The organism is Caballeronia calidae (genome assembly GCF_900044055.2).
Classification (GTDB): Bacteria; Pseudomonadota; Gammaproteobacteria; order Burkholderiales; family Burkholderiaceae; genus Caballeronia; species Caballeronia calidae.
Window position 1 is genome coordinate 35,715 of sequence record NZ_FCOX02000026.1, and the last position, 17,718, is coordinate 53,432.

At 61.5% G+C, this 17,718-nt stretch carries 15 protein-coding genes and 2 pseudogenes; 6 read left to right on the forward strand and 11 right to left on the reverse strand.

The genetic code is table 11. From position 1 onward, the window contains the following. The first annotated feature begins 7 nt into the window (after window positions 1–7). The 4 genes from AWB78_RS22530 to AWB78_RS22545 all read left to right on the forward strand — a co-directional run bounded on the left by AWB78_RS22530 (window position 8) and on the right by AWB78_RS22545 (window position 3,271). On the forward strand, window positions 8–730 hold the full coding sequence (locus AWB78_RS22530) for a class I SAM-dependent methyltransferase (RefSeq protein WP_062608205.1): 723 nt from the start codon (window positions 8–10) through the stop codon (window positions 728–730). Between the two features lie 80 nt (window positions 731–810). Then, window positions 811–2,013 carry a beta-ketoacyl-[acyl-carrier-protein] synthase family protein gene (locus AWB78_RS22535; RefSeq protein WP_062608206.1) on the forward strand — a complete coding sequence of 401 codons (1,203 nt, stop codon included), beginning with the start codon at window positions 811–813 and terminating at the stop codon, window positions 2,011–2,013. Then, entirely contained in the window at window positions 2,010–2,807 is a 798-nt protein-coding gene (locus AWB78_RS22540) for a beta-ketoacyl synthase chain length factor (protein WP_062608207.1), read from the forward strand. The genes AWB78_RS22535 and AWB78_RS22540 overlap by 4 nt, the downstream gene beginning before the upstream one ends. Beyond that, a complete protein-coding gene (locus AWB78_RS22545) occupies window positions 2,804–3,271 on the forward strand; it encodes a hotdog family protein (RefSeq protein WP_062608208.1) in 468 nt (155 codons plus the stop codon). The genes AWB78_RS22540 and AWB78_RS22545 overlap by 4 nt, the downstream gene beginning before the upstream one ends. Here AWB78_RS22545 and AWB78_RS22550 read toward each other — a convergent pair. The 7 genes and pseudogenes from AWB78_RS22550 to AWB78_RS22565 all read right to left on the reverse strand — a co-directional run bounded on the left by AWB78_RS22550 (window position 3,244) and on the right by AWB78_RS22565 (window position 10,758). Next, a complete protein-coding gene (locus tag AWB78_RS22550; RefSeq protein WP_062608209.1) occupies window positions 3,244–4,020 on the reverse strand; it encodes a class I SAM-dependent methyltransferase in 777 nt (258 codons plus the stop codon). The genes AWB78_RS22545 and AWB78_RS22550 overlap by 28 nt on opposite strands. Window positions 4,021–4,084: 64 nt before the next feature. Further along, the gene (locus AWB78_RS22555; RefSeq protein ID WP_062608210.1) at window positions 4,085–4,684 is read right to left on the reverse strand and encodes a LysE family translocator; all 600 of its coding nucleotides are present in this window, start codon (window positions 4,682–4,684) and stop codon (window positions 4,085–4,087) included. A gap of 236 nt (window positions 4,685–4,920) precedes the next feature. Next, window positions 4,921–5,241 carry a hypothetical protein gene (locus AWB78_RS46680; RefSeq protein WP_157697596.1) on the reverse strand — a complete coding sequence of 107 codons (321 nt, stop codon included), beginning with the start codon at window positions 5,239–5,241 and terminating at the stop codon, window positions 4,921–4,923. Beyond that, entirely contained in the window at window positions 5,238–5,567 is a 330-nt protein-coding gene (locus AWB78_RS46685) for a hypothetical protein (RefSeq protein ID WP_157697597.1), read from the reverse strand. Before AWB78_RS46685 ends, AWB78_RS46680 begins: the two co-directional genes overlap by 4 nt. After that, window positions 5,540–5,743: pseudogene (locus AWB78_RS49775) on the reverse strand (RHS repeat-associated core domain-containing protein); the annotation flags it as partial. The pseudogene AWB78_RS49775 and the gene AWB78_RS46685, both read right to left, overlap by 28 nt. Before the next feature lie 897 nt (window positions 5,744–6,640). Continuing rightward, a complete protein-coding gene (gene xerC, locus AWB78_RS22560) occupies window positions 6,641–7,726 on the reverse strand; it encodes a site-specific tyrosine recombinase XerC (RefSeq protein WP_062608211.1) in 1,086 nt (361 codons plus the stop codon). Then, on the reverse strand, window positions 7,723–10,758 hold the full coding sequence (locus AWB78_RS22565) for a CHC2 zinc finger domain-containing protein (protein ID WP_082883396.1): 3,036 nt from the start codon (window positions 10,756–10,758) through the stop codon (window positions 7,723–7,725). The genes xerC (AWB78_RS22560) and AWB78_RS22565 overlap by 4 nt, the downstream gene beginning before the upstream one ends. 142 nt (window positions 10,759–10,900) lie before the next feature. Between AWB78_RS22565 and AWB78_RS22570 the strand changes: the two genes are divergently transcribed. Both AWB78_RS22570 and AWB78_RS22575 read left to right on the forward strand, forming a co-directional pair. Then, entirely contained in the window at window positions 10,901–11,248 is a 348-nt protein-coding gene (locus tag AWB78_RS22570) for a helix-turn-helix domain-containing protein (protein WP_198399323.1), read from the forward strand. An 82-nt stretch (window positions 11,249–11,330) separates the two neighbouring features. Beyond that, complete coding sequence (locus AWB78_RS22575; protein WP_062608258.1) at window positions 11,331–11,561, forward strand: SymE family type I addiction module toxin; 231 nt, start codon at window positions 11,331–11,333, stop codon at window positions 11,559–11,561. A 39-nt stretch (window positions 11,562–11,600) separates the two neighbouring features. On the opposite strand, the gene AWB78_RS22580 is transcribed toward AWB78_RS22575, so the two are convergent. The 4 genes and pseudogenes from AWB78_RS22580 to AWB78_RS22590 all read right to left on the reverse strand — a co-directional run bounded on the left by AWB78_RS22580 (window position 11,601) and on the right by AWB78_RS22590 (window position 17,637). Then, a complete protein-coding gene (locus AWB78_RS22580; protein ID WP_062608213.1) occupies window positions 11,601–12,059 on the reverse strand; it encodes an Imm26 family immunity protein in 459 nt (152 codons plus the stop codon). Between the two features lie 23 nt (window positions 12,060–12,082). Then, a pseudogene (locus AWB78_RS43770) lies at window positions 12,083–12,622 on the reverse strand (RHS repeat-associated core domain-containing protein); the annotation flags it as partial. A gap of 897 nt (window positions 12,623–13,519) precedes the next feature. Then, a complete protein-coding gene (gene xerC / locus AWB78_RS22585) occupies window positions 13,520–14,605 on the reverse strand; it encodes a site-specific tyrosine recombinase XerC (protein WP_062608211.1) in 1,086 nt (361 codons plus the stop codon). Beyond that, window positions 14,602–17,637 carry a CHC2 zinc finger domain-containing protein gene (locus tag AWB78_RS22590; protein WP_082883396.1) on the reverse strand — a complete coding sequence of 1,012 codons (3,036 nt, stop codon included), beginning with the start codon at window positions 17,635–17,637 and terminating at the stop codon, window positions 14,602–14,604. Before AWB78_RS22590 ends, xerC (AWB78_RS22585) begins: the two co-directional genes overlap by 4 nt. Window positions 17,638–17,718 lie beyond the last annotated feature (81 nt).

Below are 17,718 nucleotides of genomic sequence, written 5' to 3' on the forward strand. Positions count from 1 at the left end.
CGTCCGCATGGTGCCTGACGCGCTCATCGAAACGGCCTGCCGTCCTTACCGCCCCGCGGGCCGTTTCGCGTGGCATTTCGCTTGCGCGAAACTCCGCAACGATCCGTTCTTCGCGCACATCCTCGCGCACGGCCTGATTCCCGATGACGCGCGCATCCTCGATCTCGGCAGCGGTCAGGGACTGCTCGCCGCGTGGCTCGTCGGTGCGCACGCGTGGCATCGGCAAAACGCGGAATCGGCGTGGCCCGCGCGCTGGCCCGTGCCGCCCGCGCCGCGCTCGATTCATGGCATCGAACTGACGCCGCGCGATATCGACCGGGCGCGCATCGCGTTGAAGGCGCATGACGCGCGCATCCGCTTCGTCTGCGACGACATTCGCGTGGCGCGGTTTCCGCGCGTCGATGTCGTCGTCGCGTGCGATGTGCTGCATTACGTCGACGCCGCTTCGCAGGCATCGATTCTGCGCCGCGTGCGCGCGAGCCTCGCGCCGGACGGCGTGCTCCTCTTGCGCGTGAGCGATGCCGCCGCGGGCTGGCGTGCGCGCTTCGATCGCACCGTCGATTTCGGCATGCAGATTGCGCGCTCGGGACGCGCGGGCCGCCTGACGTGCCGCAGCGAATCGGAATGGCTCGCGCTGCTCGACGAGCTGGGCTTCCGCGCGACAATCCGTCCGATGGGCAACGGCACGCACGACGCGAATCGTCTGTTCATTGCGACGCCCGCAGTCTGAGGAGCGCCAAGGCCGAACGGCCCGCTTTGTTACAATTAATCGCACTGAACGTCACCGGATTTTTGGGGATCGAGCTCGTAGTGAACCCTCTTCTGCTTACGCATTTCACCGCCACGAGTTGCGCGGGCCGCGGCGTCGATGCGACGCTCGCCGCGCTCGTCGAAGGACGCGGCGGCCTCGCCCCGTGCGACTTCGGAGGCGCCGCGCTCAACACGTACACGGGCCGCGTCGGCGGCATCGAGGACGCGCCGGTGCGCGCGGATCTCGCCGAATTCGACTGCCGCAACAATCGCCTCGCGCAACTCGCGATGACGCAGGACGGCTTCGACGAACGCGTGCGCGAAGCGATCGCGCGGGTCGGCGCGGAGCGTGTCGGCGTGTTCATGGGCACGAGCACCGCGGGCATTCTGGAAACCGAGCTCGCCTATCGGCGCCGCGACGCGCACACCGGCGCGCTCCCCGCCCACTTCAATTACGCGAACACGCACAATCCCTACTCGCTCGCCGCCTACGTGCGCGCGTACTTCGGGCTGCGCGGACCGGCCGTGTCGGTGTCGTCGGCGTGCTCGTCGGGCGCGAAGGTGTTCGGCTCGGCGCGGCGCATGCTCGAAACCGGTCTCATCGACGTGGCCGTGGCCGGCGGCGTCGATACGCTCTGTCTCACGACGCTCTACGGCTTCAACTCGCTCGAGCTGCTCGCGCCGGGGCCGTGCAAGCCGTTCGACGTGAAGCGCGACGGCATTTCGATCGGCGAGGCGGCGGCGTTCGCGCTGCTCGAACGCAATTCGACCGATGCCGATGACGGCGCCATCCGCCTGCTCGGCATCGGCGAATCGAGCGATGCGTATCACATGTCGTCGCCGCATCCCGACGGACTCGGCGCGCGCATCGCGATGGAACAGGCGCTCGCGAGCGCCGGGCTCGATGTGCGCGACATCGGCTATGTGAACCTGCACGGCACCGCGACGCCGAGCAACGATGCAGCGGAAAGCCGCGCGCTCACGAGCCTCTTCGACCGCGTTCCGTGCAGTTCGACCAAGGGCGCGACGGGTCACACGCTCGGCGCGGCGGGCGCGCTCGAAGCGGTGATCGCGGCGCTCGCGTTGAGGCATCAACTGATTCCGGCGGGCACGAACACGACCGAGCCGGATCCCGCGCTCGGCCTCGACTACGTGCTCGCGACGCGTGAAGCGCCGTTGCGCGCGGTGCTGTCCAACTCGTTCGGCTTCGGCGGGACGAACTGCAGTCTCGTGTTCGGACGCAAGGGAGCGGCATCGGCATGACTCCATTGCGTGCATATATCGAAGGCATCGGCGTGATCGGGCCGGGGCTCGCCGACTGGCCCCGCACCGCCGACGTCCTGACGCAACGCGCGACGCTCGACGCCGCGACGACGGTGCTGCCGCCGCCGGCCGGATTGCCGTCCGCCGAGCGCCGCCGCACCGGGCCGGTCGTGCGCGCGGCGCTCGCGGCCGCGCACGAAGCGGTCGCGCACAGCGGCCGCGATGCCGCCACGCTCGCCGCGGTGTTCGCGGCATCGGGCGGCGACGGCGGGAATTTCCACGCGATCTGCGAGACGCTCGCGAGCGACGAGCCGCAACTCTCGCCGACGCGCTTTCACAACTCCGTCCACAACGCGCCCGCGGGCTACTGGAGCATCGCGACACGCGCGATGGCTTCGTCGAACGTGCTGTGCGCGTACGACGGCAGCTTCGCGGCGGGCTTGCTGGAGAGCCTCGCGCAAGTCAGCGTGGATGGCACAGCGACGCTGCTCGTCGCGTACGACACGGACTATCCCGAGCCGTTGCGCCGCGTGCGCCCGATCGCCGATGCGTTCGGCGTCGCGCTCGTGCTCGCGCCGCAGGAAAGCGAGCGGACGCTCGCGCGCATCGAGGCGCGTCTCACCGATGCCGATGCGCTCACCTTCGCCGATGCCGGTCTCGAAGCGCTGCGCCTGTCGAATCCCGCCGCGCGCGCGCTGCCGCTGCTCGACGCAATCGCGCGCGGGCAGGCATCGAACGTCGTGCTCGATTATCTCGACGGCACGCGCGTCGCCGTGGATATCGATCCGTCATGACGGCCGCGCAGAATCTCGCTCGCGACTGGATCGCCGCGCGCATACCGCATAGCGGCTCGATGTGTCTGCTCGATGCCGTCGTCGCGTGGGATGCGCAATGCATCCGCTGCACGGCGACGAGCCATCTTTCCCCTGACAATCCGCTGCGCTCGAAAGACCGGCTCGCGTCGGTGTGCGGCATCGAATACGCGGCGCAGGCGATGGCGACGCACGGCGCGCTCGTCGGCGAGGAAGCCAGACGGCCGCGCGTGGGCATGCTGACGAGCGTGCGCGGCGTGCAAACGCACGTGGATCGGCTCGATACGCTCGACGGCCCGCTCGATATCGAAGCCGAGCGCATGGGCGGCGACGACAACACGGTGCTGTATCGCTTCAACGTGCATTGCGCGGGACGATTGCTGCTGAGCGGCCGGGCCGCCGTGATTCTCGACGCCGCTCAGGCTGCGGGTTTGGTCGCGCAGTAGGCCGAGAAAATGCCGAGCTCGACGTCGCGGCGCACGTCCGCGAAACCCGCGTGCCTGATGGCGGCGAGCACGGTGTCGGGCGGCACGCACGCTTCGATCGTGTCCCAGTAGTAGCGCATCAACTCGACGCTTTCCTCTTTCTTCCCGACGACGCGCGCGATCACCGGCACCACGCCGCGCATATAGAACTTCAGCGCGGCGACGCCCAGGCCATGCGCGGGACGCGTGATTTCGAGCACGCAGAGGCGTCCGCCGGGCGCGAGCACGCGGAAGTATTCGTCGAAGACGCACGCGAGATCGCTTACGTGGCGCAGCGCGAAACCCATGCACAGAAAGTCGTAGGCGGCGCTGTCGCAGGGCAGATTCTCGGCGGTGCCGATGCGCGTCTCGACGCCGATCGGCAGAACCGCCTTGCCGACCATGCCCGGACTCGGATCGATGCCCGTGACGAGCGACGGATCGCCCGTGATCGCGACCGCTTCCTTCGTGACGAGCCCCGTTCCCATGCCGACATCGAGCACGCGCATGCCGCGCGCGAGACCCGCCGAGCGCAGCGCGCGATTGCGATACCACGGGCCGGAGCCGAAGGCCATTGCGCGCTCGATCGCGTCGTAGTCGGAGGCGGTGCGGTCGAACATGCCGCGCAGCCAGACGCGGCGGCGCGATTCGTCGGGATAGTAGGTCGTGAGGGGCTCGTGCGGAGCTTTCTGATCGATCCGTTCGATGGGGTCGCGCCGGGGGGAAGTCATCGAGTCTCCTGTTTGTGCCGAGCCGCAGGACCTTGGTCGATTGCTTTTACCACAGCGCGCGGGATCAGTGGATCGTGGTCCACGCGAGTGCGACGGAGAAGGTCGCCAGAACGATCGACGCGCCGCGCTGCACGCGTTCCGGGCTGAGCCACGCGAGACGCCCGGTGCCGAGCGCCGCGCCGAAGGTGATCCACAGGAAGCCGATGGGAATCAGCGCGGCGGCGAAGATCGACATCGTGCGGAGATAGGCGATGGGATCGGCAAAGGCGCTTGGCGGAAAGATGGCGCTCGCGAACAGCATCGCCTTGGGATTGAGCAGCGTGGTGACGAAGAGCGCGCTGACGCCGGCCGTCTTATGCGCGGACGTCGGCAATGAGACGGCGGCGCGCCACATCGCGACCGCGAGATACGCGATGTAGACGCTGCACGCGATACGCATGGAGGTCGGCAGCCAGGCGAGGAAGTTCGCCGCGTGCGTGACGAGATAGCCCCAGGCGGAGATCGCGATGAGATAGCCGGCGAGCTCGGCCGCCATGAGCGGCATCGCGCGTTTGATGCCGCGGCGCAGGCCGGCGGCGGCGAGCAGCGTGTTCGTCGGGCCGGGGGTGATCAGGATGATGACGATGCCGAGCAGGAGCAGGGATGACTGCGAGGGTGGGTGCATGGGATGGGGGTGGGTATTGAATGCAGGATGCTTAATACCATAAGTTGGGCGGTTTATCGGCGTGGCCACACTTTCTTGACAATCGATTTCGTGAGGCAACTGAGTCGGGTGGCCTCACTGAATCGGCGAGTTTCGCGATTGAGGTAATGTTGAACATGGGCGGCTTTTGATAACAGCAGAGTGAAACATAAGGGCCATTATTGGCCCTTTATGCAAAAACCTATTAAACCGAATAATTAAATCAGGCAGTACAAATCCTTCACAAAACTTCGAACCCTTGATTTCCAAATCTCAGTATTAATTTTAGCGAAATCTAGACTTTTTCCTGTACTTTTTTCCTCGGCAACAGAAACGTCAGAAAGCTTATTTGTAGAACCTCCTCTGTAATCGAAAAGAAAAAAAACCAAATCGAATTCTTTACCTGACCTATTTATTAGCTTCCAAAATATTTGATCATTGTAAACTGCGAAAAGATTATCTTGCTCGGGGCTGCCAAGAACTGTCCAACCAGCACCTTCGAGTGCATTTCTAAGCTCGATCATTCTGGCCTGTGTCATTCCAAGCTCTCCCAAAATCCCTTTGGAGCGGTAACTCCGGAAGTTGTTGCAAGCTTTTCTTCCACATATTCTCTGCTCATCTCTTTACCTTCCTTGGACCATGTATCGACAGAAAGAATTTGATTTTTTTTGTCTGTAATAGTAACGCTATACGCGTCATCTCCAACTTTTCTAACATGATATCTTGCGTTGGAATCTCTGCCGCCACCTTTCAGCACTTTCCCGTCAGTAACATTCCGCTTTCCGCGTTCGAGATAATCTGTCGGAGATAGGTTGGAATGGCGTCCAGCATGATTTTTTAGGCCGTGATCATTATTCTTATCCATTCCCTTATGGGAACGTCGTTTCTTCCATCTCGGCTTTTTTTACACTTTAATCCAAGGGGGTCAATCCAAACGAAAGTATTAGGGCCGAACTGATACGGGTTATCACCGCCCGCAAGCCCAATAGGATCCTGACTGATGAAGATCCCCGTCTGCGGATCGAAGTACCGATAGCGGTTGTAAACAAACCGCTTAGACGCACTTCACCCGCGCACGAGCTGCAACGCCTTACCCGGCAAGACTTCCAGCCGACAGACCCACTTAAAGAACAAGATTTTTCCCTAGACGCGAGTCTAGCCGATCATCGGCACCCCGAACCAGTCGATTTGTCCGAGTCGCCCTCACCATCGACCCGCCGTGTCTGACGGCGGCCGCAGGCCGACGGCAGGCACGGCGGAACCGGGCCGACGCATTCCCACTTGCCACACTTGCAACCACCTGCCTTAACCGGATTTCGCGGATGTCCCATGGTGCCGGAACCCGTCAAGGCCGCGCAGCGCCCGCTAGGGCTTGGCCTTGACGGCGATCGGTTCACCACGCTCGGCAATGCGGTGCAAGACGACTTGGCGGCTTGCACCGCATGCAGACCGCGCTTTTTCGTGTTGTTGATTTCGCCGCGCAGCGGCGCACATCTGGGAGCCCCTTGGGGGCGGACGGGAGGCAGGCTGCGAGCACGGAGCGTAAGCCCGCAGGGCTGAAGCCCGAGCGCAGCAGACAGCCGGGCGGGCGGGGCCGTTCACCCTCGCGCGCAGCGCGCTGAATATGCTTTATTCGTTCTTCAATGATTTGGCCGCGACGCGGCCACTGGATTGACCTTGCGAAGCACAACCTTGGGCCGGGGGCGCAAGACATAGCGCGTATTAGCGAATTCTGAGGCGCGGGCCAGCGGCAAGCCGTTCCTTGCTGCTTGTGCCCGCGCCTCAGAATTCGCTAATGCGCCTTTGCGTTATGTTAAATGGGCGAAGCCCATTTACCCCCGGCCCTTCGTGCGCTCTCGGCCCAACGGGCCGCACTTCCTTCTATAGCTCACCGCTCGCAGCCGCGTCGATGAGGCCGGTTTTTCGTTCCTCACTTTCTTACTGCGCGTCCTCGTCCGCTTCGGCGTCGATGGCGGCTAAGAGTGAAGCGGCTGCATCATCGTCGTGCGTTCGCGCGAGCCTCGCCGGATGCGTGGCCGCGTGAATCTCCTTGAGCTTGCCAATCGCCACCTGCGTGTAAATCTGCGTGCTCGACAGATCCGCGTGTCCGAGCAACGCCTGGATGAATCGCACGTCCGCGCCGTTCTCCAGCATGTGCGTCGCGCACGCGTGGCGTAGCGCGTGGCATGCGCCATCGCGTATTCCGGCGAGTTCCATATAGCGCTTCACGAAGTCCGTCAGCCGATTGCCGCTGTACGGCTCGCCGTAGTCCGTCAGGAACAGCGTCCAATCCTCCTGTCGCACGATCAGCATTGACCTGATTTCGTCCAGATAGCGCTCGACCCAATAACACGCCCGCTCGCCCATCGGGATATACCGGTCGCGTCGGCCTTTGCCCTGGCGAACCATCACCGTGCGCCCTTCCAGATCGATGTCCGATAGCGTCAGGTTCATCAGCTCCATGCGCCGCATTCCGGTGCTGTACAACACTTCCAGCATCGCGCGATCACGCGCGCCGGTCAGTTCGCTCACGTCCGGCTGCGCCATCAGGCGCTCAACCTGCGTAACAGACAGCACCACGCGCGGCAGCAGCTTCGGCGCGCGTGGCAACACCAGTTCCGACGCCGCGTTGTATTGCACATACCGCTCACGCGCCAACCATCGGCAGAACCCGCGCAGTGGCGCGAGCATCGACTCCTGCGAGCGGATCGACAGCGGCTTGCCGTCCTTCTTCCGATACAGGTACAGATGCCGCTGATATGCCTCCAGCACCGCGCGCGTAATTTCTTCGGGCTGGTTCAGCCCGCGCACATCGCACCACTGCACGAACCGCTCAAGCCGCACCGCGCGGCCTCGCACCGTCGCCTCCGTGCGCCCCGTCGCCTGCGACCAGTCCACATACAGCCGCACGTAGATCATCAGCGCGTTATCAACTGTCTCGACCGACTGAATCGCCTCGCTGCGCTTCTTTCTCAGCTTGCGCTTTCGATGGCGCACCACCCGCTTTTGCTCATCGGCCTTCATGTGCGCGCCTCGTATGAGTACGCCCCGAAGGAAGTCCCCTCGGGGGACGGTACGACCAAGCCCGAATTTTTCTCTCTCTGGATATGCGTTTTCGCGCCGCTCACGCGCTTATTCGCGCTCGGCCTTATGCCATCAGCGTTGGCGGGATTTTCAGCGCCCCGCGATGGGGCCGATATGGGGCCGTTTTGGGGCCGCGTTGACCCCGCGAACTCACTACCTTTGCCCCGCGAACTCCCGATTTCACCCCGCGAACTTCCAATCGTAGTCGTGTCGATCAGTCCGGCAAGATGCGCCGAGTCACTACCGTCGCCGTCATAGATCAGCTCATATTCGAAGCTCTGGCCGCGTCGGCCGCGATGCGTCAGCAAGTATTCAAGTTCCACCAACCGCTCAAGATGCGCGCGCGCCTGCGTGTCGCTCTGCCCCGTCCAGGCCCGCACTTCACGTCGACTAAACCGCACCGACTCACGCGGCAGCGGCTTCGCCTTCACCGCATCAACAATCGCTTCCAGTACACGGCGCGTCACCGGCGGCAACTCGTCCAGGCTGCGCCCGAGCACTTCATGAACGATCCGGTTCGCCGCCTCGATATCGGCCAGCGTCACCTCGATGTACTCGAGCGCCTCGCCCGCGTGCTGAACCGTCTTCACCTCGCGCTGGACCTGATGCAGCAGCGCAATCGTGTCGATCAGCGTCAGGTATTTTTCATGATCGCGCCGCGTGCGCGTTCTGTCCGACAGGAACGTGAGCTGATCGGCATACGGATTCACCACGGCCAGCGGCTTTAGAAGGCGCTGCGCGTTGCGATGCACGTTCAACACGCGTTCCTTCTGCGCCTTCAGTTTCAACCCTTCCAGCGTGCGCTTTTGTCGTTGCAGCCGATGTATCGCTTCGGTCTGTTCGCGTCCTTCATCCACCGTCAGAATCAGACAGCGGTTCAATAGCTCTTCGTCAATCTCAATCGCGGTCGTCGTCAGCATGATCGATACCGGCCCTTCCACGCGATATTCCTGCGTCACGAGATTGCCCGTCTCGGCATCCTTGCCCGTCGAGGCAATCGTGAGTTCGCCATCCGATTGCAACAGCTTGAGCGCATACGCCGCGCGGCTTGCGCCTTCTTCCTCGCAGATCGCCAGCACTTTGTGCTTCAGGTTCGTCTCGCCCATGTAGAACAAGCTCTGCCCCGTCATCGCGCTGTACTTGATCCGCTCCTCTTCCGGCACGAACGCCAACACCGCATCCATCAACGACGACTTGCCCGCCGCGCTCGAACTCTGGACCACCACGGCCAACGGCGCATCCAGCTTGCGCGAGACCGCCGCCAGATAGCCCACCAGCTTGTTCGTCTCTTCACCCACCACGCCGCACGCGTCGAAGTCCGACACGATCCGCGCAAGCAAATCCGGCACGCTCAACAGATCGAGCGCCGCGCGTTTGTCTTCCGCGCTCATGTCCTGCGACGACACCGGCGCATCGCCCTGCACTTGCAGCATTTCCAGCTTCAGCAGCACGCGCCCCAAGTCGGCTTTGACCGCGTCCTCTTTGACGCGCAATTCCGCCGCCGCCCGCGCAATGTAGTTCGCGCGCGCTTTCGCGTGATACAGGTCCAGCGTGTCCACGTGGAACCATTCTCCGCTGCTAGCCAGCACGTTCACTTTCAGCGCGCCGCTCGCCTTCGCATCGAACCCGCGCACGCGGTAACGTACTACGCCGAACGTGAACACAATCTCCGACTCGCTCACTTCACACGCGATATCCGCCCCGAAGGAAGTCCCCTTGGGGGAGAGCACGGGCACGACCGGCTCCATCGCTGCCCCACAGGGACTTCCTTCGGTCGCGGGCAACGTCGGCGCACTCGCCGGTTCAACCTCTTTTTTAGCGGCTAAAGTGGGAGCCGATTCGAGTACAGCAGCAACAGCACGCGCCGGCGCCTTGCCATTACCTAACCACTCCGCGCTGCGAATCAGTGTGCCCAGGCTCTTCGCCGCTGGCGTCACCTTCAGCGCGTACTCGTTCGCGTCCAGTCCATGCGGCAACTTCAGCCGATAGCAGCCGAAACCCTCGGCCATCAACCGCTCGGCCAATTTCACCGCGCCCGCATCGCCCGCCGCGTCGCGATCGAACGCGATGATCACGCGCTCGATACCCGACGACTTGAACAACTCCACATGATCATCCGTGAACCCGTTCACGCCGAACGCCGCCGTCACATTCGTAAAACCCGCGCACCAGAACGTCAGCGCATCGATGATCGCCTCACACACGATCACTTCCTTCTGACCGCGCACGCCGTCCGCATTGAACACGCCGCACCGCGGCCCCGGCAGATACAGGTGATAGGCCGTGCCCGCGCGCAGATCGTCGCGCGTCTTGCGGCCGTACAGGCCCGCCACGTTTCCCGCTTTATCGAACCACGGAAACACCACGCAGCCGTTCAAATGCTCATGCCCGCTCTCGCGGATCACGCCCACCGACTGCAAGCGCGAACGGATCGCCTCGCCCGCCTCGCGGTTCTTGTACGGCAGCCGCAAACCAAGCGTGCGGTTCGCGTAACCCAGCTTGAAGTGCTCCACCGCGCCCGCGATGCCGCGCTTTTCCAGATACGCGATCGCCTCGGGCGCGGCCTTCAACGTCTGATGGTAGTAGTCGACCACCTGTGAGAGCAGCGCGGCATCGTCCGCGCTCGCCGATACCGGCGCTTCCAGCGCGCGCACCGTGGCGTTCTTTGTACCGGCTTTAGCCGCTAAAGAAGGAATACCTTCGCGCAGCAATTCCACTGCGTGACGGAACGAGATCCCGCCCGCCTTCATTGCCCAATCCACCGGGCCACCGCCCGTGCCGCATCCGAAGCAGTGCCAAAGGTTTTTGGCCGGCGTAATCACCAGCGATGGCGTGGAATCCTCGTGGAACGGGCAGCGACCGCGCCAGTCGCGGCCCGACTTTGCCAGCTCGATGCCCTGCGCGCGCACCAACTGCTCCACCGACACCTCCGCCTTTAGCCGCTCCAGTTCCTGCTCCGCGATGCGCGCCATACCACCGTCCTCCGGCTAAAAACCTGTCAATGGACATTGTAGTAGACAATGAATTGAACTACAATATAGAAATCAGGCGTTCCTTTTACATGGGGTTCTTACAATGACCGCATCCCAACCTCTCTGGTTATGCGAGAACGACATGGAAGAGTTCGCTGCGCGTCTGCGCGCTGCGCGTGAAGCACGGCAGATGACCCAGACTCGTTTGTCTGAACTGCTGTCTGTGGACAAGAGGGTCTATAACCGCTGGGAGCGCGGCGCATCTTTGCCGCAGCTCGATGCTGTGGTGAGAATTGCGCAGGTATTGCAAACCAGCGTGGATTCGCTCGTAGGACTTGAGCCGCCCACCGAGCCGCGCATTCACAACCCGCGGCTGCATGAACTTTATGAACAGATGGATTTACTTTCGGACGAAGACCAGCAGGCGCTGATCGTTCTGATGGACAGTCTCGTCAAACGCTCGCAAATGACGAAGCTGATGGCGAGATAGCAAGGCAGTAAAAAGCGCGAGCCGCATGGGCGGCAACCCACGCGGCTCGCTGACCTCAACCAACTCATTCAGGGAGTTGACTATGGCTGACGCCAATCTTAAAGCACGTCCACCCGTTACGGAACGCTTCGTGACCATTCAACAGTCACGGCGCGATAGTCGATCGAAGAAACCCTACTGGCAACGCACCGATCCGCCGCTCTATCCATGGATGAAACTCGCCGGGCGGTGGATCGAGCACGCGGGGTTTCACGCAGGGCAGCGCGTCAAGATCAACGTTGAACACGGACGGCTTGTGATTACCGCCGAATAAGAATCAAGGGCCGCTTTTTAGTGGCCCTTTCCAGATCGCTTATTTCTTATACTTTTCAATATATTTTTTTATTAAACCATCCCTCATAGAACTATACGGGATCAAACTTTCGCCATGCCTTGCGTCCCCAACCACTTGATCAAAGAAATCGACCTTTTTCCCATCAACGGACCTAAAAAATATTTCGCCTACCTCATCCACCACAAAATCATTTTGATGTGCAACGATTCTCCAATCCCCACTTGTCTTCCTATCAAATAAAGCATATGAATCCAGTATGATAGGGGGGAATAATCTTTTAGGCAAATCATCTTCAAAGCAGGGTTCATCTGAAAAGTAGTCAAATATCTCTCCAACATGACCCATCGAAATCTTACCCATAATTCGGCCAAAGCCAAAAACCCCCTCATCCAAGTGAAAACAGAAAATATCTCCCGCCCTAATAAATCTAAGTTTCGTACTTTTCTTCTTATCCCAAGAGAATTTATCAAATTTCATTTTTTGATCTAGAGTTAATGTGATTAACCTTTCCCACAACCTTTTTTAAGGGACTTCATCTTGGCCTTATAATTTTTAAAGAAGGTCTTTCCCCGCTTGTCTTCTCTATTCTTTCTGAATGAGTTAACTCGATTTCCACGAGTTGCATCACTCATTTTTTTACCTCTAGCGCTCGGCTTATAAGTTCCATAATGATCAATATAAGCTTGCTCAACACCCCTGGCCTTCCCATACGACATTTTCCCATCTTCAGCAAATGGAAATAGACCCGTCTTTACTCCATCTTTATCTAGCCGGCCGGTACCTTGATGCTCTACCGTTCTCCTATCAATGTCGTTTGTTATGCCAATATAATAAGGTTTTCCGACCGCATTACCGTCAGCATCGATATTGTAAAGTCCATATACCTGATAACCAGGCGCAGTTAGCTTAACCAGCCCATTTGGGTCGATCCACCCAAACGGGTTAGGCGCAAACTCATATGGATTGAGTCCTCCCAGCAACCCAATGGGATCTTGCGATATGAAGATACCCGTCTGCGGATCGAAATATCTGTGCCGGTTGTAAACAAACCGCTTAGACGCACTTCACCCGCGCACGAGCTGCAACGCCTTACCCGGCAAGACTTCCAGCCGACAGACCCACTTAAAGAACAAGATTTTTCCCTAGACGCGAGTCTAGCCGATCATCGGCACCCCGAACCAGTCGATTTGTCCGAGTCGCCCTCACCATCGACCCGCCGTGTCTGACGGCGGCCGCAGGCCGACGGCAGGCACGGCGGAACCGGGCCGACGCATTCCCACTTGCCACACTTGCAACCACCTGCCTTAACCGGATTTCGCGGATGTCCCATGGTGCCGGAACCCGTCAAGGCCGCGCAGCGCCCGCTAGGGCTTGGCCTTGACGGCGATCGGTTCACCACGCTCGGCAATGCGGTGCAAGACGACTTGGCGGCTTGCACCGCATGCAGACCGCGCTTTTTCGTGTTGTTGATTTCGCCGCGCAGCGGCGCACATCTGGGAGCCCCTTGGGGGCGGACGGGAGGCAGGCTGCGAGCACGGAGCGTAAGCCCGCAGGGCTGAAGCCCGAGCGCAGCAGACAGCCGGGCGGGCGGGGCCGTTCACCCTCGCGCGCAGCGCGCTGAATATGCTTTATTCGTTCTTCAATGATTTGGCCGCGACGCGGCCACTGGATTGACCTTGCGAAGCACAACCTTGGGCCGGGGGCGCAAGACATAGCGCGTATTAGCGAATTCTGAGGCGCGGGCCAGCGGCAAGCCGTTCCTTGCTGCTTGTGCCCGCGCCTCAGAATTCGCTAATGCGCCTTTGCGTTATGTTAAATGGGCGAAGCCCATTTACCCCCGGCCCTTCGTGCGCTCTCGGCCCAACGGGCCGCACTTCCTTCTATAGCTCACCGCTCGCAGCCGCGTCGATGAGGCCGGTTTTTCGTTCCTCACTTTCTTACTGCGCGTCCTCGTCCGCTTCGGCGTCGATGGCGGCTAAGAGTGAAGCGGCTGCATCATCGTCGTGCGTTCGCGCGAGCCTCGCCGGATGCGTGGCCGCGTGAATCTCCTTGAGCTTGCCAATCGCCACCTGCGTGTAAATCTGCGTGCTCGACAGATCCGCGTGTCCGAGCAACGCCTGGATGAATCGCACGTCCGCGCCGTTCTCCAGCATGTGCGTCGCGCACGCGTGGCGTAGCGCGTGGCATGCGCCATCGCGTATTCCGGCGAGTTCCATATAGCGCTTCACGAAGTCCGTCAGCCGATTGCCGCTGTACGGCTCGCCGTAGTCCGTCAGGAACAGCGTCCAATCCTCCTGTCGCACGATCAGCATTGACCTGATTTCGTCCAGATAGCGCTCGACCCAATAACACGCCCGCTCGCCCATCGGGATATACCGGTCGCGTCGGCCTTTGCCCTGGCGAACCATCACCGTGCGCCCTTCCAGATCGATGTCCGATAGCGTCAGGTTCATCAGCTCCATGCGCCGCATTCCGGTGCTGTACAACACTTCCAGCATCGCGCGATCACGCGCGCCGGTCAGTTCGCTCACGTCCGGCTGCGCCATCAGGCGCTCAACCTGCGTAACAGACAGCACCACGCGCGGCAGCAGCTTCGGCGCGCGTGGCAACACCAGTTCCGACGCCGCGTTGTATTGCACATACCGCTCACGCGCCAACCATCGGCAGAACCCGCGCAGTGGCGCGAGCATCGACTCCTGCGAGCGGATCGACAGCGGCTTGCCGTCCTTCTTCCGATACAGGTACAGATGCCGCTGATATGCCTCCAGCACCGCGCGCGTAATTTCTTCGGGCTGGTTCAGCCCGCGCACATCGCACCACTGCACGAACCGCTCAAGCCGCACCGCGCGGCCTCGCACCGTCGCCTCCGTGCGCCCCGTCGCCTGCGACCAGTCCACATACAGCCGCACGTAGATCATCAGCGCGTTATCAACTGTCTCGACCGACTGAATCGCCTCGCTGCGCTTCTTTCTCAGCTTGCGCTTTCGATGGCGCACCACCCGCTTTTGCTCATCGGCCTTCATGTGCGCGCCTCGTATGAGTACGCCCCGAAGGAAGTCCCCTCGGGGGACGGTACGACCAAGCCCGAATTTTTCTCTCTCTGGATATGCGTTTTCGCGCCGCTCACGCGCTTATTCGCGCTCGGCCTTATGCCATCAGCGTTGGCGGGATTTTCAGCGCCCCGCGATGGGGCCGATATGGGGCCGTTTTGGGGCCGCGTTGACCCCGCGAACTCACTACCTTTGCCCCGCGAACTCCCGATTTCACCCCGCGAACTTCCAATCGTAGTCGTGTCGATCAGTCCGGCAAGATGCGCCGAGTCACTACCGTCGCCGTCATAGATCAGCTCATATTCGAAGCTCTGGCCGCGTCGGCCGCGATGCGTCAGCAAGTATTCAAGTTCCACCAACCGCTCAAGATGCGCGCGCGCCTGCGTGTCGCTCTGCCCCGTCCAGGCCCGCACTTCACGTCGACTAAACCGCACCGACTCACGCGGCAGCGGCTTCGCCTTCACCGCATCAACAATCGCTTCCAGTACACGGCGCGTCACCGGCGGCAACTCGTCCAGGCTGCGCCCGAGCACTTCATGAACGATCCGGTTCGCCGCCTCGATATCGGCCAGCGTCACCTCGATGTACTCGAGCGCCTCGCCCGCGTGCTGAACCGTCTTCACCTCGCGCTGGACCTGATGCAGCAGCGCAATCGTGTCGATCAGCGTCAGGTATTTTTCATGATCGCGCCGCGTGCGCGTTCTGTCCGACAGGAACGTGAGCTGATCGGCATACGGATTCACCACGGCCAGCGGCTTTAGAAGGCGCTGCGCGTTGCGATGCACGTTCAACACGCGTTCCTTCTGCGCCTTCAGTTTCAACCCTTCCAGCGTGCGCTTTTGTCGTTGCAGCCGATGTATCGCTTCGGTCTGTTCGCGTCCTTCATCCACCGTCAGAATCAGACAGCGGTTCAATAGCTCTTCGTCAATCTCAATCGCGGTCGTCGTCAGCATGATCGATACCGGCCCTTCCACGCGATATTCCTGCGTCACGAGATTGCCCGTCTCGGCATCCTTGCCCGTCGAGGCAATCGTGAGTTCGCCATCCGATTGCAACAGCTTGAGCGCATACGCCGCGCGGCTTGCGCCTTCTTCCTCGCAGATCGCCAGCACTTTGTGCTTCAGGTTCGTCTCGCCCATGTAGAACAAGCTCTGCCCCGTCATCGCGCTGTACTTGATCCGCTCCTCTTCCGGCACGAACGCCAACACCGCATCCATCAACGACGACTTGCCCGCCGCGCTCGAACTCTGGACCACCACGGCCAACGGCGCATCCAGCTTGCGCGAGACCGCCGCCAGATAGCCCACCAGCTTGTTCGTCTCTTCACCCACCACGCCGCACGCGTCGAAGTCCGACACGATCCGCGCAAGCAAATCCGGCACGCTCAACAGATCGAGCGCCGCGCGTTTGTCTTCCGCGCTCATGTCCTGCGACGACACCGGCGCATCGCCCTGCACTTGCAGCATTTCCAGCTTCAGCAGCACGCGCCCCAAGTCGGCTTTGACCGCGTCCTCTTTGACGCGCAATTCCGCCGCCGCCCGCGCAATGTAGTTCGCGCGCGCTTTCGCGTGATACAGGTCCAGCGTGTCCACGTGGAACCATTCTCCGCTGCTAGCCAGCACGTTCACTTTCAGCGCGCCGCTCGCCTTCGCATCGAACCCGCGCACGCGGTAACGTACTACGCCGAACGTGAACACAATCTCCGACTCGCTCACTTCACACGCGATATCCGCCCCGAAGGAAGTCCCCTTGGGGGAGAGCACGGGCACGACCGGCTCCATCGCTGCCCCACAGGGACTTCCTTCGGTCGCGGGCAACGTCGGCGCACTCGCCGGTTCAACCTCTTTTTTAGCGGCTAAAGTGGGAGCCGATTCGAGTACAGCAGCAACAGCACGCGCCGGCGCCTTGCCATTACCTAACCACTCCGCGCTGCGAATCAGTGTGCCCAGGCTCTTCGCCGCTGGCGTCACCTTCAGCGCGTACTCGTTCGCGTCCAGTCCATGCGGCAACTTCAGCCGATAGCAGCCGAAACCCTCGGCCATCAACCGCTCGGCCAATTTCACCGCGCCCGCATCGCCCGCCGCGTCGCGATCGAACGCGATGATCACGCGCTCGATACCCGACGACTTGAACAACTCCACATGATCATCCGTGAACCCGTTCACGCCGAACGCCGCCGTCACATTCGTAAAACCCGCGCACCAGAACGTCAGCGCATCGATGATCGCCTCACACACGATCACTTCCTTCTGACCGCGCACGCCGTCCGCATTGAACACGCCGCACCGCGGCCCCGGCAGATACAGGTGATAGGCCGTGCCCGCGCGCAGATCGTCGCGCGTCTTGCGGCCGTACAGGCCCGCCACGTTTCCCGCTTTATCGAACCACGGAAACACCACGCAGCCGTTCAAATGCTCATGCCCGCTCTCGCGGATCACGCCCACCGACTGCAAGCGCGAACGGATCGCCTCGCCCGCCTCGCGGTTCTTGTACGGCAGCCGCAAACCAAGCGTGCGGTTCGCGTAACCCAGCTTGAAGTGCTCCACCGCGCCCGCGATGCCGCGCTTTTCCAGATACGCGATCGCCTCGGGCGCGGCCTTCAACGTCTGATGGTAGTAGTCGACCACCTGTGAGAGCAGCGCGGCATCGTCCGCGCTCGCCGATACCGGCGCTTCCAGCGCGCGCACCGTGGCGTTCTTTGTACCGGCTTTAGCCGCTAAAGAAGGAATACCTTCGCGCAGCAATTCCACTGCGTGACGGAACGAGATCCCGCCCGCCTTCATTGCCCAATCCACCGGGCCACCGCCCGTGCCGCATCCGAAGCAGTGCCAAAGGTTTTTGGCCGGCGTAATCACCAGCGATGGCGTGGAATCCTCGTGGAACGGGCAGCGACCGCGCCAGTCGCGGCCCGACTTTGCCAGCTCGATGCCCTGCGCGCGCACCAACTGCTCCACCGACACCTCCGCCTTTAGCCGCTCCAGTTCCTGCTCCGCGATGCGCGCCATACCACCGTCCTCCGGCTAAAAACCTGTCAATGGACATTGTAGTAGACAATGAATTGAACTACAATATAGAAATCAGGCGTT